The following is a 16,744-nucleotide window of genomic DNA, read 5'->3' on the forward strand; positions in this document are numbered from 1 at the left end:
ATCCCAGCCGCCACTGATGTTGGCAGCCGTTTCAACCACAGCGGTTGTGCCATCCAATGAGGCACCATCCGGATCGCTGATCGTCAGGGTCGGCACATCATCTTCCACCTTGATGGCAAAGCTCCCCGCCGGGAAGCCACCTGTCAGCGGGTCACCGTCACCGTCGGTGGCGGTCAGCACGCCAGAGAAGTCAATGCCCACGCCAGCCAGTTGTTCGCTGTCATCACCATCTGCAACCGGATGGTCCAGCGGGCCACTCAGGGTAAAGCTGTAGCTGCCGTCCCCCCCTACGGTCAGGGTAAAGACCGGCACACTACCTGCACTGGCAGTCAACACATTACCCACCACGCTGTAGCTCAGCGCCACACCGCCGCTGGTCAGTCCCTGCGCGGTCAGACTGCTGACATCACTGCCAAGACCAAAGCTGCCTGCCCCATCAGCACCGAAGTTGACCAGGTTATTGAGGGTCCCAGCTGCGCCGCTGGCGCTCGTACTCTGACCCGTCCCTTCGTTGTTGCCGCTGGTCAGCGCATCTTCCTGCACTTGACCACCAACCTGGGGCCGCTCATCCTCTCCCCCCGCCAGCACCGGCACATCATCTTCCACCTTGATGGCAAAGCTCCCCGCCGGGAAGCCACCTGTCAGCGGGTCACCATCACCGTCGGTAGCGGTCAGCACGCCAGAGAAGTCGATGCCCACGCCAGCCAGTTGTTCGCCGTCATCACCATCCGCTGTCGGATGGTCCAGCGGACCAATCAGGGTAAAGCTGTAGCTGCCATTTGCCCCTACGGTCAGGGTAAAGACCGGCACACCGTCTGCACTGGCGGTCAACACATTACCCACCACGCTGTAGCTCAGCGCCACACCGCCACTGGTCAGCTCCTGCCCCACCAGACTACTGACATCACTGCCCAGACCAAAGCTACCTGCCCCATCGGCACCAAAGTTGACCAGCGTATTAAGGGTGCCAGCCAGCCCTGTTGCGCTCACACTCTGGTCAGACCCTTCGCTGTTGCCGCTGGTCAGCGCATCTTCCTGCACTTGACCACCCAGAGTTGACCCGATATCACCAGCCAGAGTGGGAATGTCATCCAAAATAGTGATATCAAGGGTATCGCTAGCCGTGTCGCCATCGCTATCAGTCAAAACGACACTAAAGCTCTCGCTCAAGGAGGTGTCATTGGCAGGTCTTGTGTGGTTTTCATTGTCGCCAAGGGTATAGCTGTAGCTGACTTGTCCTGCACCAGTCACAGGGTTGTAGGTCACCGCGGTAATTGTCAGGACATTTCCTAACGGGCTAATAATTGACAGGGGAAAAGAGGTAGCAGATTGACCATTGGTGATGAGCGTAACGTTACCCAGAGCAAGACTTTGGACACCATCCTGGGCATTGAAGGTAAACACCCCACTTTGAGTTAACGCGGCATCGTTAGGTGCCGAACCGTCGGCCAAGTTGGCATCACTGACCAACACCTCTCCCCCTTCCTGAGTAAGCCCATCAAGACTTACCTCCTCATCTACCGGAGTAATGGAGATAACGAGTGTTGAAGTCACTGTGTCCTGGCCATCAGTTACCTGATAGCTCACCGGGGGAACTGCGCCATCATAGTTAGGAGCCGGAGTAAAGGTATAGCTCCCATCCGGATTGATGATCAGTGTGCCCACGCCGGTAATGGTGGCAACAACACCAGCAGGGACTCCGATATTGATACCCCAGTCATATGAAACGATAGAGGCATCAGCAGGCCCATCTGGATTGGTACTATTGTCGAGTAAATTCCCACTGACCTGAGTGTCTTCCAGGGTCTCGGCGGTTTCGCCCAAATCATCAAGCTGATTTTCAAGAATCAAATCTTCGGCCTGATTTTCATTGATGACAGCGGCCGTATCGTAGGTGGTATCAAACCCTGCAGCTGCTATCGTGGCATCGCCTGTTCGATCAATTGTTACGAAACCACCATTACCACTGGCCCCCGCAACCCCACCAATGCCGCCACCACCACCGGCCGCTGGAGCCCCACCAGCAGCAGAAGCCTCAAAGTTTTGAGTCGGGTCAACACCCTGCAGAATCGATTCTTGCAATGCGGCAATATCTGAAGGTGCGCCTTCCTGGCTGGCCGCCACTTGCGGTTGAGCAGGTTCAGCGGACTCGGAACCTGCCGGAACATCCGATGCAGGAGTATCGTCATAAGGGGAAAGAGCCAGCTTGGCGTCATCCGCTATGGTCAATTTTGCTCCGGGTTGGAGAATTTCCCCTTTTTGCAGAGGGCGGCTGCTTCCATCAGCCAGCACAATCTCCACATTGCCTTCTATAGCTGAGACAACCACGGACTTGTCGATGATTTGGGTACGCATATCCATTGCTCCAAGGTGACAGATCTTGATGTCTACACCGTAGAAGGAGATAGCGCGCTGTTCCGTTGCAAAAAAGCGTACGTTCGAGAGGAATTCAACAAATGGACGGAAAAAAATCGAAGAGTTGGAATTTCTTAATACAAATCAGAACCCTAGACACAGCCCCATTCAAGACCGACCTTGAGTTGGTTATATAAAAATGGCGAAAAGAGAAGTGACTGGTATAAAAAAGGCCCCTATCGGGGCCATTTCCAGCATTTAATTCAAGACAATGGGAAGGCGGGATGAACAAATCCCTGGTAACCATCGATATGCAACTTGGAAAGCAGTTCCACTTGATGTTGATCTTCGACGCGGGTTGCAATGGTGGTCACACCGGCATTATGTGCGGCGCGACACACTGCAGCCAGGAATGAGGTGTCAGCCCCCGGCTCCATGACCTGACTGGTATAACCGTGATCAACCTTGACATAAGCCGGCGACAACTCCTCCAGATAGCCCAGAGACTGGAAGTGACGACCATAGTGGTCAACCCCCCACTGGAAGCCATGAGCTTGCAAGGTGCCCACCAACGCAGCCACGTTGTCTTTATGTTTCATGATGGCAGCTTCAGGTATTTCAAATAACAACCGCTCTTTCAGCTCAACATGCTCGATCAGATAGCGCGTCAACCAGGTTAAAAACTCATCCGAGCAGAGCGAGCCAGCAGTGATGTTGATCGCCAGAACCAGATCAGACTGTTTTTGCAGTAATGGAACGCAAGCATCAAGCACCGCCTGGTCAAACTCGCCACCCAATTTGAACTGTTCAATCGCGGGCAAGAACTGACCGGCAAAATAATCTGTGCCATCCCGAGAGATAGAAGCAAACAGCTCGGCATGCAACCTTGCTCCATTATCAAACCGGCAAGCTGGTTGTGCTTTGAAGCGCCAAAGTTGACGTGAAATGGCATCTTGTACCAGATCTCGCCAGGCCAAACGCCCCATCAAACCTTGCTCGGTCCCCCCTTCCATCACCACAGCACCGCGGCGTTCATTGCGCGCCTTGCCAAGCGCATTATCGGCTTTGGTCAACAAGGCAGAGAGATCATCATTGCCATCACGACCGGCAATACCAATGACGGAGAGCGCATCCCCTTCGCCCATTGGATTCACCACCAGATCGGCAATGCGGCTATTAATCACTTCAGCCAACTCTTTTAACTGAGTCAGATCGTCAGTTGGACAGAGCAGCGCATATTCCGTCGCGGAGATCCGTGCCAAGGCGGCGCCATCCCACCCTTTTAATTGCTCTTTCAAAGCCTGAGCTATCGATTTGACCATGTTGTCACGGGCAGCAAAGCCTTCATCGCGATAGATATCATCCAGCATGTCGACCGCAACCAGCATGACGCCACCTTGGCCAGCCTCCGCTATCCATGCATTTACCTGACCCACAAAATAGGCTCGGTTGCCAAGCCCCGACACGGCATCGACATAAACCCGCTCACGCAATTTCTCGGCCTCATCGGCTTGCTCTTTGAACTGCAACGCCAACTTGCTTGAGAGGGTGTTGATCGCCTGAACGACCTGCTTCAATTCATGGGTTTTAGGCTCCGGGATCGTATGACCGAAATGGTGCAGCTCGATCTCGACGGCTTGATCACAGATCTGTTTGAGTGGCTTGAGCAAGTAGTTGAGTGCTCTCATCAACAAAATTGTGGTGATCAAAAAGCCGACCAGAAACCAGCTCGCCAGCTCGCTCATCCCCCGCCACAACTCGTAATAAGCCTGGCCAGGGTGACCCACTACTTTTAATTTTCCAAGCTGCAACCAGCCAGACGTCAGAATTGACTCGTTGGATACCTCAGGAAACAGACCCAAATTCACAAACCACTGCGGCACCCCCTGAATATTGTTGGTATTTTCCTGCTCGATGACATCCTTTGATGCAAGCAGGTCAAGGCGAACCAGTCGATAATAGCCGCCATCAAAAATAGCCTGGATCACCGACTCGGCACCGACCTTGTCACCGTTTTCCAGATAGGGGGTGAGCGCAAGCCCCAGCGAGGTTGCCGTATTGATGACCGTTGTTTCCTGTTGCTGCGCAAGATAAGTGCGGGTTGAATTGAATTGCACCCAGTATGTGGCCGCAAATAACAATCCAAACAGCAGCAGCATGGTGGCTAATAACTGTCTATAGAGCGTCATAGGTTAATCATCCAAATTCACCACTGGCCGAGCCAATCGCCCCGAGGTCATGCGATTGCGTAAATCATTCCATAATCCCAAGCGGGATGATTGACCAGCCAGTTCCCCTTGGCCTCGTGCCTTCATCAACCACAAGTGACTACCGTTAAAACTGTAAATAGGCACCAGATCACGCCGCTGTGTGGCAGGGCGAATCGAGCCTATCAAATTATCCAAAATAACCGGAACGGAAGAGGGTGTCTCATAATATGCCACCACCATGTGAAACTGGTTGTAATCAAGAGCCTTTACGTACACCATCCGCATTTTATCATCCGGGATCCCAAGCTCGAGCAGCGTAGAGTATTTAGCGATACTGAAATCTTCACAGTCTCCCCCGGCGGCTCCCAAAAATTCCAGCGGGGTTGCCCAATAATCCTTTTTGCGCCACAACTTGATATCGTCAATAAAACGCATCCGATTGAAAAAATTATTAACCCGCTCAAGCTTTTTTTCTTCGCTCAGGGCCCTGCCCTTCGTCTCCATGACCAACATACGCCAACTGGTTACACGCTTGCCGGCTCTGGCGCCATAGGTCTGCTCCGCCCGCTTGATCAAGTTGAGATCTTCCTGTGGCAGAGGCTGGCTGGCACAGAGCAGAAGTGAGAAGGGTAACAGCAGGATCCATAAGGAGTGGCGCAAAGCGCGTAGCGATCGGTATCTCCATTCATTGAGAAGATAACACCATCTGCTACCGGTTCCGCGCTGGAGTGTCACGTCATATTCCTGCTGCATTATTACTGCTGCACTCCTCAAAGCCCGTACAACAACCTGCGTTAGCCAAACATGGTGACTGCCAGCAGCAGTCACCATGTTGGCGTTCATGATCCCTGCGGGATCATGAACAAACGGTTATTGCCTGGCCTGCCATTCAGCGGGTTGTTTGACGCTAAATGCATTGAGCAGGCTGCCTGTCGCGTTGAGAATGCGATAGTCCGCCAGCAGTGCATCATACTCGGCAGTGATATAGCTACGACGCGCCTCAAACAGTTCGTTCTCGGTGTTCAATACGTCCAGCAATGTCCGTTGACCCAACCCAAACTGCTTCTTGTACGCCTGTACGGTGTCATAGCTGGCGTCAACATGCTCTTTCAGGAAGGTCTTTTGCTTGGCCAGCGACTCTTTCGCGTTCCAGGCCAGACGAGTGCCTTCCTCAACCTGGCGAAACGCATTCAAATGAATGTCTTTCGCCTGAGAGTAGAGCGCCGATGTTGCATTGCTCTCTGCCACATCAGAACCACCACGGAACAGGTTGTAACGCATCCGCACCATTGCGGTCAGGTCATCATTACGGCCAGGAACAGCATCGATATCCTCATTCCAGTTCTGATCGACCTCGAATGTTACATTGGGGTAGAAACCGGATTTGGCACCTTCATGCTGATACTTGGCCGCTTCGATATCCTGCAAGGAAGAGAGCAGGGTGGGGTGGACTTCGGTCGCAGTTTTCAGCGCACTATCGAGGCTGGTCGGGATAAGCTCGGTATTGGGAACCGGCTGCACCAGATCTTTGGGTACCTCGTTCACGACACGAATAAATTCACTCTCTGCATCGCGATAGTTATTTTCAGCCGCAGCCTGATTTGAATAGGCTCGGGCAACACGACCTTCAATCTGGGTCTGATCCGCAGTAGAACCAAGCCCTGAATCAGTCCGCTTGCTGATGTCGCTGCGGATCTGTTCGTGGGTTTCCAGGTTCTGTTTGGAGAGTTCCAAAATCTCCTCCTGACGCAGCATATTGAGGTAGACCTCAGCCACCCGCAGCGCGGTGTTTTCTGCTTCGGAGATCATCGCCAGACGCTGGGCATTGGCTTCAGCTTCGGTTCTGGAGACATTGTTGCTGACATCAAAGCCATCAAACAACATTTGCCGCAGACTGAGTCCAGCCTCTTTACGAGTCAACGAATCATCACTAGTTGGATCACGACGCGTTGAAGGGCTGTCAGTTTTTTCATAGCCTACGCCGCCACGCAGATCGATCGTAGGATAATAGCCACCCTTGGCTCCATCATGCTGATAGAGTCGTGCCTGATACAGATCAAACGCTTCCTTTATCTTGGGATGCGTAGCAAGTGTCTGTGCCACCGACTCTTCCAGAGTCTGGGCCTGACCCAAACTCGGGATCAGGATGCAGCCACTGACCAGCATGGCAACAATCGTTTTTTTCATGTTATCTCCAGTCATGTTTTGTTTTTAGATTGTTGGCTTATCGTTCTCTCAGTGCCGACTGCTTTGCCCGTAAAATCGGCTTAAGCAAATAGTCTAGGACACTTTTTTTACCAGTAATGATATCAGCACTGGCTAACATACCGGGGATGATGGGAAGTGCGTTAAGCTCATCGCCCAAGTAACTCTTCTCTGTTCGAACCCGAACCAGATAAAAGGAGTTCCCCTCCTCATCCTGGATCGAATCCGCACTTATCTGTTCAACCTTGCCATGCAATCCTCCATAGATTGTAAAGTCATAGGCAGTAATTTTGACGATGGCATCCAGCCCCGGTCGCAGGAAGGCGATATCTTTCGGTGACACCTTGGCTTCTACCAGCAAGGTATCCTCCAACGGCACAATCTCCATCAAATCCATGCCGGGCTGAACCACGCCGCCCAGGGTGTTGATCTTGAGTTTCTTGATGGTGCCCTTGAGCGGAGCAATCACGCTGGTCCGGTCAACCCTGTCTCGCAAGCCAACCTGCCCTTCTGATAACTGGCCAAGCCGACCCTGTTTCTCATTCAGTTCAGTCTGGGAGTCTGCTCTGAACTTCAGCGCAATATCATTACGCTTGGAGATGGTCTCACGCAGTACCGAATTGAGTTTTGGGATCAGCAGACGGTTGCTCTCCAGCTCCCCCTGCATCTCGTTGACCTGCCGCTCAAGCTTGATTAGCTCCACTTGAGGCACTATACCTTCTTTCGCCAACGGACGGCTAATATTCAGTTCCTGTCTGGCCAGATCCACACTGCGATTCACGGTGCGGATCTTGGCATTCAGTTCAATCAGCTCCTGCTCTTTCTGTTCGATTTGCTGACCAAGAATATAGAGCTGGTTTTTCAGGTTATTTAGGCGATCCCGCTGTACAGAGCGCTCACGGTGTGCGTATTCGGCAAAGACGGTTTCATAACCATCGGGAAACTGGATTGGCGCTTCACCTACCACGACCTGTTCACGCCACCCTAACGCTGGGTCGTTTTTCACCTCGACGCTGGCCATCTCGGCGCGCAGACGAGCCACATCCCCCTTGAGGGTAACTACCTCTTGCTCCCGTTCTCTAAAGTCGGAGCGGAAACGGGTGTCATCAATGCGCAGCAGCGGCTGCCCCTTTTCGACTATATCCCCCTCTTTAACGAAGATCTCTTTGACGATCCCCCCTTCCAGGTTCTGGATCACCTGCAGCTGACGGGACGGAATAACCTTGCCCTGACCCACGGTGACTTCATCCAGTTCGGCCCAAGCCGCCCAGACGATGGCACTCATGAAAAAGAGGAAACAGCACCATAGCAGGATACGAGCTCCGGTCGGCGTGGTCAGCAGTACAGCTGCCGCGCCGTCATCGACAAACTCCAGATGCTCGGGTGCCGGCAATACCTCACCGGAAGGCGTCTTTTTGCTGCGCTTGAACCAGTCCATGAGCCCCTTAACCATGGGACACCTCCTGCACGCGCACCTTGCCTTCTTTCAACTGCTGTAACACCACCTCTTTGGGGCCATCAGCAACGATCTGCCCCTGCTCGATCACGATCACTCGCGAAGCCACATCCAGCATCGAGGTTTTGTGAGTGATGAGGATCAATGTGGTTTCCGGGCCCAGTCTGGCGAGCTCCTGTTTGACCTGCATCTCGGACTGGTTGTCCATGTTGGAGGTCGGCTCATCCATCACCAGAATGGGGGGATCATTGAGCAGGGCGCGAGCCAGCAGGATCGACTGACGCTGGCCACCGGAGAGCTGACGGCCACCCTCGCCTATCTGCCGATCCAGCCCGTTGGGATCCCGGTTGGTAAAGTTGGTGACACCCGCCCGCTTGGCTGCGCGTAAGACTCTCACATCATCCACCAGCGGATTACCCAGCATGATGTTGTCCCGCACCGAGCCAAAGAAAAGAATGACATCTTGCGGGACACAACCAATATTGCGGCGGATCACCGCTGGTGGCAGTTGATCGAGTTCAAAACCGTCGATACGTACCGAGCCATCGGTCGGTCGATACAACCCCATCAACAGCTTCTCGAGGGTCGTTTTACCCGCCCCAATCCGGCCGATAATCGCCACCTTTTCGCCCGGCTGAATGCGCAAATTGATATTGTGCAGGGTGCTGGTTTCCATTCCCGGATATTTGAAGGAGACATTCTCGAATTCAATTCGACCGGCAATCACCGGATGATGGATATATTGCTTGCCCTCCTCCTGCTCACCCGGGGTTTGCATGATTTTTTCCAGAATATCCAGTGCTGACTTGGCCTGGTTATAACGGGTCGACAACACGGAGAGTTGCACCATGGGCGCAATGGCGCGACTGGAGAGCATCACGGCGGCAATCATCCCCCCCATGGTGACCAAACCTTCGGAGATCTGGTAAACACCGACGATTACCAGACCGACCGTCACCACCTGCTGGATATAACTGGCCAGCGAGGACATGGAGTTGGTAATGCGGCGGGTCTGTACGCCCCAGGTGGAAATATGGGAGACGGCCTGTTCCCAGCGATGCTGGAACATGCTCTCGGCGCCGAAAATCTTGACGGTTTCCAGCCCGGAAATACTTTCAATCAGGTTGGCGTTCTTCTGGGACGCAAGGCGTGAGCCCTCTTCGATGGACTGCTTGAGGGGCTCCTGAATATAAAAGCTGTAGGCGATGAGGATCAGCATGGCGACGATGGGAACCACCACCATTACGCCTGCAAACATCCAGATAATAAAAAGGAAGAAGACGGCAAAGGGGAGATCGATAAGAGTAGAAACCGTTGCGGAGGTGAAAAACTCCCGCACCGATTCAAATTCCTGCAGATGTTTTGCGAACGCGCCAGTGGAAGCGGGACGAGACTCCATCCTCATGCCCATCACCTTGGCGAAAATTTTGGCGGACAGCAGCACATCAGACTTTTTACCGGCAATGTCGATAAAGTAACTGCGCAACTGCCGCATCACAAAATCGAAGGTAAAGACCACCATGGCCCCGACAGCCAGCACCCAGAGCGAATCAAACGCCAGATTGGGCACAATCTTGTCATAGACGTTCATGGTGAAAAGAGGGCTGGCGATGGCAAACAGGTTGATCAGAATGGAGGCGATCAGCACATCGCGATAGATGCCGCGGGATTCGAACAAGGTGCTCCAGAACCAGTGTCCATCACGGGTTTCAAGCACCTTGGGCGAGCGTTCGTCAAACTTGAACTGCTTCTTTACATAGAAGAGGCGCCCCAGATACTCATCACCCAACTGGGCTGCGGTCAGCCATTGCGCGGCATCACCGGCCTGCGGGAAAATCACTTTCCCCTGGCTGCGATCTTCGTTCCACTCCAGCAATATACAGGCGCCACCACTGCGCATCTGCAATACACAAGGCAGCAGCAAGGGAGAGATATCAGCCAGTGGCTGGATCACTTCACGGGCGGATAACCCGCCCCGCTCGGCAGCACGGCAAAAGAGTGCGGTAGTCAGGCGTCCGGAGACCAGTGGCAACCCGGTCGTCAGGGCATCCTGACTGTTGGGCACACCATAAAAACGGGTCAAGAAGACCAGACACTCCAATAACTCATCAATACGACTTGTTTCTGCTTGCATAGCATCCTGTCACTGCATAAATGAGGTAGATAAGAGCGTTCATCGCTCCTATTTCCCTGCTATAGCCACGCTAAAACCGAGTGGCCTTCCCGCTGATGAGACTGATCAGGGGATAAACCTGTCCAGATAGATCGCGACACTCATCCCCAATTTCCCGGCACAGCAGCAATGGCGGCATGATTCGTTATTGGTAAAAATAATCGGCTCATCAACACCATGCTAACACTGCAATCAGGGTGAATGTCGGAGTTAATTGATAATGACATTTATTATGGCGCACCACTATATCAACCGGCACGTACCAAAACTATAGTTTAGGGTATGAAGTTTTTTATATAACCCTATGTTTTACGTGAAAATAATAATCTGGCGCTCAATTATAGGTCAGGAAGTATGAAGGGTCTGCCCAACGCGTGACCTTGCGGGCCGTTCAATGAGAGTGCTTTGGCAATATCCGCCATGGCCGTCCAGCGATTTTCACACCAGGCTGGCGCCAACAGGGTTGGACGGCGCGCGGAGGCCGAAATCCGGTGATACACCACCTCGGGCGGCGTGTGCTGGATCATGGCAACGGCCGCTTCCACATACTGCTCCAGCGTCAATACCTCAAGGCGCCCCGCCTGCCATGCCTTGCCAAGAGTACTACCCTCAACCACATGAAGCGGATGCAACTTGATCCCCTCAACACCGGTCTCAACGATACGATGTAGGGTATCGAGGCTGTCCATCGGCACCTCCCCCGGCAGGCCGACGATCAGATGAGCACATACCTTGATGCCGCGCTGATGGGCACGTCTTACCGCATCCTCATAGGCGGCATAACCATGGCCGCGGTTGATCCGTTGCAGAGTCTTGTCGTTAGCGCTTTGCAGCCCGAGCTCCAGCCACACCTCGTAACCCCGGGCCTGATAGCCCGCCAACAGATCCAGCACCGCATCCGGCACGCAATCGGGGCGAGTGCCCACGCAGAGCCCCACCATATCGCTCACCGACAGCGCCTCTTCATACATCCGCTGCAGATATTCGACCTCGGCATAGGTGCTGGTATAGGCCTGAAAATAGGCAAGATAGCGCTTTGCACGGGTGACTTCGTCCCGGCGAGCCAGCAGTTGTTGCACCACGGAGAGTTGTTGGGCCGACTCGTCGGCAAAAGAGGATACGTTGCAGAAGGTGCAGCCACCACGGCCCAGGGTGCCGTCACGGTTCGGGCAGGTGAAGGCCCCGTGGATGGAGAGTTTGTGGATCTTCTGACCATGACGCTGCTTGAGATCCTGACCGAATGTATTGACGAGTTCGTGTAACTGCATGACACCTCCGCTAAAGGAGCGCCATTGTACGAGCTTGCGCAAAACAGGGGCTGAGCTGGATCAAGCTAGCGGAGAGGGTAAAACATATAAATACCCGACCAATTTTGAATAAATATAGAGAAAAAGCGCAAAAAAAGGATTTTTGCAGTTCTTTGACGATTCAAACAGTAAACATCCATATGAAAATGAGACCTGATAACCCACTGTTGAACAATGAAAAATCCAAAGAGACCCGACAGCACACAATTGCAAGCATGGGATATTGAAAATGTGATCCCTTCCGCTGTCGGCCACATCTGGTTGGTAAAATTACTACATTCGCCCATCGTCGCCGAGCGCACCATTGAGCCCGTCAATGGCGATATATTTAACCAATAAAATCAAACAATACAGAATAAACACTCCATAACTGCGAGCTAATCCCCCTAACCCGACATTTTGTTATGCGAATGTAACCATGAAGACAAACCTGACCTGCGATTGACCTCGCCAGAAAATCCCATTAGTTTGGAGATTCGCCACGTCAGGCAGACGGAACCACAAGAGCCAATCGCAATTTATGCAGTCAGGTGATGACTGTGCGATACAAGGCCGAGCAAGGGAGAAATGCAATGTCACTATATGATCCAAAGCTGGAGAGGGATAACTGTGGCTTCGGCCTGTTGGCCCACATGGAAGGGGAAGCCAGCCACAAGCTTGTCCGTCTCGCGATGTCAGCATTGGCTCGCATGCAGCACCGCGGAGGGATCTCCGCCGATGGCAAGACCGGCGATGGTTGCGGTCTGCTGCTGCAAAAACCGGACAGCTTCTTCAGAGCTGTCGCCGAGGAGAAGGGATGGCACCTTGGCCGCAACTATGCGGTCGGCATGCTGTTTCTCAACCCTGACCCCGTATTGGCCCAGCAGACCCGCGACATCATCGACGAAGAGCTGGAAAAAGAGACCCTGAGTCTGGTCGGCTGGCGCAAGGTGCCCGTCGATACCAACGTACTGGGTACCATCGCAAAAGCCTCCCTACCCAGCATTGAACAGGTCTTTGTCAACGCCCCGCCCGGCTGGGTCGACAAGGATCTCGAGCGCCGCCTCTATATCGTGCGTCGCCGCATCGAAAAGCGCGTCAACGACGACTACTTCTATGTGGTCAGCCTCTCCAACCTGGTCACCGTCTATAAAGGGCTGTGCATGCCGGTGGACTTGCCGCGCTTCTATCTGGATCTCGCCGACATCCGTATGCAGGCGGCCATCTGCGTCTTCCACCAGCGCTTCTCCACCAACACCAGCCCGCGCTGGCCGCTGGCGCAGCCGTTTCGCTATCTGGCCCACAACGGCGAGATCAACACCATCGCCGGCAACCGCCAGTGGGCCAAAGCGCGCAGCTACAAGTTTGCGACGCCGCTCATTCCCGATTTGCAGGAAGCGGCCCCCTTCGTCAACACCACGGGGTCGGATTCCTCCAGTCTCGACAACATGCTGGATCTCTTCCTCGCCGGTGGCATGGACCTGTTCCGCGCCATGCGCCTGTTGATCCCGCCAGCATGGCAAAAACATCCGAACATGGATGACGACCTGCGCGCCTTCTACGACTTCAACTCCATGCACATGGAGCCGTGGGACGGCCCGGCCGGTATCGTCATGACCGACGGTCGCTACGCCACCTGCGCACTTGATCGCAACGGTCTGCGTCCGGCCCGCTACGTCATCACCAAGGACAAGTTCATCACCCTCGCCTCCGAGGTCGGCACCTGGGACTACACCCCGGACGAAGTGCTGGAGAAGGGCCGGGTCGGCCCTGGCGAGCTGTTCGTGGTGGATACCAGCAACGGCAAGGTGTGGACCAGCTTCGAGATCGATGACGACCTCAAGAACCGCCACACCTACAAGCAGTGGATGGATAAACATTGCCGCCGACTGGTCCCCTTCGAGCAGATGGACGACAGCCAGACCGGTAGCCGCGAGTTCTCCGACGACCAGCTGAAAACCTATCAGAAGCTATTTGGCTACTCCTTCGAGGAGCTGGATCAGATCATCCGGGTTCTAGGTGAAAACGGTCAGGAAGCGGTCGGCTCCATGGGGGATGATACCCCGATGGCGGTGCTCTCCTCCGGCCCGCGCCCCCTCTATGACTACTTCCGCCAGATGTTTGCTCAGGTGACCAACCCGCCCATCGACCCGCTGCGGGAAAACCACGTGATGTCGCTGGCCACCTGTATCGGTCGCGAGCAGAACGTCTTCAACGAGACCTTCGGCCACGCCCACCGGGTGCTGTTCCAGTCGCCGATCCTGCTCTACTCCGACTTCCACCAGCTGCTGGCACTGGAAGGTGAGTACTACCGTCATCAGGTGATCAGCCTCAACTTCAAGCCCGAAGAGGGACTGGAAGCAGCCATCGTGCGTATCTGCGAGGAGGCAAAAACTGCTGCCAAGAGTGGCACCGTGCTGCTGGTGCTGTCGGACCGCGACATCAGCGCCGACACCCTGCCGATCCCGGCCGCCATGGCGGTGGGTGCAGTGCAGCGCACCCTGGTGGACAACAACCTGCGCTGCGACGCCAACATTCTGGTGGAAACTGCAAGTTGCCGCGACCCGCACCACTTCTCGGTGCTGCTGGGCTTTGGCGCGACCGCCATCTACCCCTATCTCGCCTACGAAACCCTGGCCAAACAGGTTGAAGAGGGCGTGCTCACCATGTCCCTGCGCCAGGCGATGGTCAACTACCGCAACGGCATCAACAAGGGGCTCTACAAGGTGATGTCCAAGATGGGCATCAGCACGGTCGCCAGCTATCGCTGCTCCCAGCTGTTTGAGGCAGTGGGCCTGGCCAAGTCGGTGGTCGATACCTGCTTCCGCGGCGTATCGAGCCGTATTCAGGGTGCCGATTTTGCCGACATCCAGCAGGATCAGCACAATCTGGCCCGTCAGGCCTGGCTGGCCCGCAAGCCCCTCCCCCACGGCGGCCTGCTCAAGTTCGTGCACGGCGGCGAGTACCACACCTACAACCCGGATGTGGTGCAGACCCTGCAAGCGGCGGTGCGCTCCGGCAACTATGCCGATTACAAGGAGTACGCCCGTCTGGTCAACGAACGCCCGGTCTCTACCTTGCGCGACCTGTTGGCCCTGAAGAAGGTCGACAATCCGGTCGCACTGGATCAGGTTGAACCGGCCGACAAGCTGTTCCCCCGCTTCGACTCCGCCGCCATGTCCATCGGTGCCCTCGGCCCTGAGGCCCACGAGGCGCTGGCTGTCGCCATGAACCGCCTCGGCGGTCAGAGCAACTCCGGCGAAGGTGGCGAAGATCCCAAGCGCTTCGGTACCGAGAAGAACTCCCGCATCAAGCAGGTCGCTTCCGGCCGCTTTGGCGTCACCCCCCACTACCTGATGAACGCCGATGTGGTGCAGATCAAGGTGGCGCAGGGTGCCAAGCCCGGCGAAGGTGGCCAGCTGCCCGGCGACAAGGTCACCGCCCAGATCGCCCAGCTGCGTTATTCCGTGCCCGGCGTGACCCTGATCTCGCCGCCGCCGCACCACGACATTTACTCAATCGAGGATCTGGCCCAGCTCATCTTCGACATCAAGCAGATCAACCCGAGTTGTCTGGTGTCGGTGAAACTGGTCTCCGAGCCTGGCGTCGGCACCATCGCCTGCGGCGTGGCCAAGGCCTATGCCGACTTCATCACCATCTCCGGTTATGACGGCGGCACAGGCGCGAGCCCCCTCACCTCGGTCAAATATGCCGGCTCCCCGTGGGAGCTGGGTCTGGCCGAAACCCAGCAGGCGCTGGTCGCCAACGGCCTGCGCCACAAGGTGCGACTGCAGGTGGATGGTGGTCTCAAGACCGGTCTCGACATCATCAAGGCAGCCATCCTTGGCGCCGAGAGCTTCGGTTTTGGCACCGGCCCCATGGTGGCGCTCGGTTGCAAATACCTGCGTATTTGCCACCTGAACAACTGCGCCACCGGCGTTGCCACTCAGGATGAGAAGCTGCGTCGCGAGCACTTCACCGGCCTGCCGGAGATGGTGATGAACTACTTCAAGTTCATCGCCGAGGAGACCCGCGAGCTGATGGCCCAGCTCGGCGTCACCCAGCTGACCGACCTGATTGGCCGCACCAATCTGCTGGAAGCCCTGCCCGGCCTCACCGCTCGTCAGGCCAAGCTGGATCTCTCTGGCATTCTGGCCCGTCCGGTAGCACCGGCAGGCTCCAGCCTGTTCAGCCAGCAGCACAACCCCACTTTCGACAAGGGGCCGCTCAACCTCAAGATGGTGGAAGACCTGCTGGAAGCGGTGGAAACCTCAAGCGGTGGCGAGTTCCGTTACGACATTCGCAACACCGACCGCTCGGTGGGGGCGCGCCTCTCGGGCGAGATCGTCAAACGGCACGGCAATCAGGGGATGGCGGCCGATCCGATCAAGGTGCACTTCAACGGCACCGCAGGCCAGAGCTTCGGCGTCTGGAACGCAGGTGGCCTCGAGATGATCCTCACCGGTGACGCCAACGACTATGTGGGCAAGGGGATGACCGGCGGCAAGCTGGTGATCAAGCCCCATGTCGGCGTGGCGTTCAAATCCCACGAAGCAGCCATCATCGGCAACACCTGCCTCTACGGCGCCACCGGCGGCAAACTCTACGCCGCAGGCACTGCTGGCGAGCGTTTCGCGGTGCGCAACTCCGGCGCCCTGGCGGTAGTCGAGGGAATTGGCGACAACGGTTGTGAATATATGACCGGCGGCATCGTCACCGTGCTCGGTCAGACCGGCGTCAACTTTGCGGCGGGCATGACCGGCGGCTTTGCCTACGTGCTCGACGAGTGCGGCAACTTCGCCAAGCGCACCAACCCCGAGCTGGTGGAACTGCTGGACGTGGCGGATCTCGCCATCCATCAGGAGCACCTGCGCGGTATCATCACGGCGCACCTCAATGAGACCGGCAGCTCGCGCGCCGAGGAGATCCTGGCCAACTTCGACTCCTATGTGCCCAAGTTCAGGCTGATCAAACCCAAGTCCAGCGACGTGAAATCGCTGCTGGGTCACACCAGCCGTTCCAGTGCAGAACTCAGAATCCAGGCGCAATAAGGAGGGAA

At 55.5% G+C, this 16,744-nt stretch carries 8 protein-coding genes; 1 reads left to right on the forward strand and 7 read right to left on the reverse strand.

The annotated features are described in order from the left end of the window. The 7 genes from AB5Y90_RS01675 to AB5Y90_RS01705 form a co-directional block, all read right to left on the reverse strand. Positions 1-2,355 (reverse strand): retention module-containing protein (locus tag AB5Y90_RS01675; RefSeq protein WP_368166462.1); only part of this gene is annotated, 2,355 nt, incomplete at its 3' end. 263 nt (positions 2,356-2,618) lie between these two features. After that, positions 2,619-4,544, reverse strand: a complete 1,926-nt coding sequence (locus tag AB5Y90_RS01680; protein WP_247822995.1) for an EAL domain-containing protein — start codon at positions 4,542-4,544, stop codon at positions 2,619-2,621. A gap of 3 nt (positions 4,545-4,547) precedes the next feature. Next, on the reverse strand, positions 4,548-5,300 hold the full coding sequence (locus AB5Y90_RS01685; RefSeq protein ID WP_005350994.1) for a transglutaminase-like cysteine peptidase: 753 nt from the start codon (positions 5,298-5,300) through the stop codon (positions 4,548-4,550). A 135-nt stretch (positions 5,301-5,435) separates the two neighbouring features. After that, positions 5,436-6,752 (reverse strand): TolC family outer membrane protein, encoded by a 1,317-nt coding sequence (locus tag AB5Y90_RS01690; protein WP_368166463.1) that lies wholly within the window; start codon positions 6,750-6,752, stop codon positions 5,436-5,438. A gap of 37 nt (positions 6,753-6,789) precedes the next feature. Then, on the reverse strand, positions 6,790-8,223 hold the full coding sequence (locus AB5Y90_RS01695; protein WP_005350982.1) for an HlyD family type I secretion periplasmic adaptor subunit: 1,434 nt from the start codon (positions 8,221-8,223) through the stop codon (positions 6,790-6,792). After that, positions 8,216-10,360, reverse strand: a complete 2,145-nt coding sequence (locus AB5Y90_RS01700; RefSeq protein WP_005350980.1) for a type I secretion system permease/ATPase — start codon at positions 10,358-10,360, stop codon at positions 8,216-8,218. The genes AB5Y90_RS01695 and AB5Y90_RS01700 overlap by 8 nt, the downstream gene beginning before the upstream one ends. A 377-nt stretch (positions 10,361-10,737) precedes the next feature. Then, the gene (locus tag AB5Y90_RS01705) at positions 10,738-11,667 is read right to left on the reverse strand and encodes a TIGR01212 family radical SAM protein (RefSeq protein WP_042083735.1); all 930 of its coding nucleotides are present in this window, start codon (positions 11,665-11,667) and stop codon (positions 10,738-10,740) included. A gap of 611 nt (positions 11,668-12,278) precedes the next feature. Between AB5Y90_RS01705 and gltB the strand changes: the two genes are divergently transcribed. Then, positions 12,279-16,736 carry a glutamate synthase large subunit gene (gene gltB / locus AB5Y90_RS01710; RefSeq protein ID WP_368166464.1) on the forward strand — a complete coding sequence of 1,486 codons (4,458 nt, stop codon included), beginning with the start codon at positions 12,279-12,281 and terminating at the stop codon, positions 16,734-16,736. The last annotated feature ends 8 nt before the right edge of the window (positions 16,737-16,744 follow it).

Source organism: Aeromonas sp. R4-1, from assembly GCF_040908325.1.
GTDB lineage: Bacteria > Pseudomonadota > Gammaproteobacteria > Enterobacterales > Aeromonadaceae > Aeromonas > Aeromonas veronii.

Bases quoted from the DNA above. Each gene is read 5' to 3' on its own strand.
- AB5Y90_RS01690 (WP_368166463.1), bottom strand. From the start codon at position 6,752: ATGAAAAAAACGATTGTTGCCATGCTGGTCAGTGGCTGCATCCTGATC.
- AB5Y90_RS01705 (WP_042083735.1), bottom strand. From the start codon at position 11,667: ATGCAGTTACACGAACTCGTCAATACATTCGGTCAGGATCTCAAGCAG.
- AB5Y90_RS01700 (WP_005350980.1), bottom strand. From the start codon at position 10,360: ATGCAAGCAGAAACAAGTCGTATTGATGAGTTATTGGAGTGTCTGGTC.
- AB5Y90_RS01680 (WP_247822995.1), bottom strand. From the start codon at position 4,544: ATGACGCTCTATAGACAGTTATTAGCCACCATGCTGCTGCTGTTTGGA.
- gltB (WP_368166464.1), top strand. From the start codon at position 12,279: ATGTCACTATATGATCCAAAGCTGGAGAGGGATAACTGTGGCTTCGGC.
- AB5Y90_RS01695 (WP_005350982.1), bottom strand. From the start codon at position 8,223: ATGGTTAAGGGGCTCATGGACTGGTTCAAGCGCAGCAAAAAGACGCCT.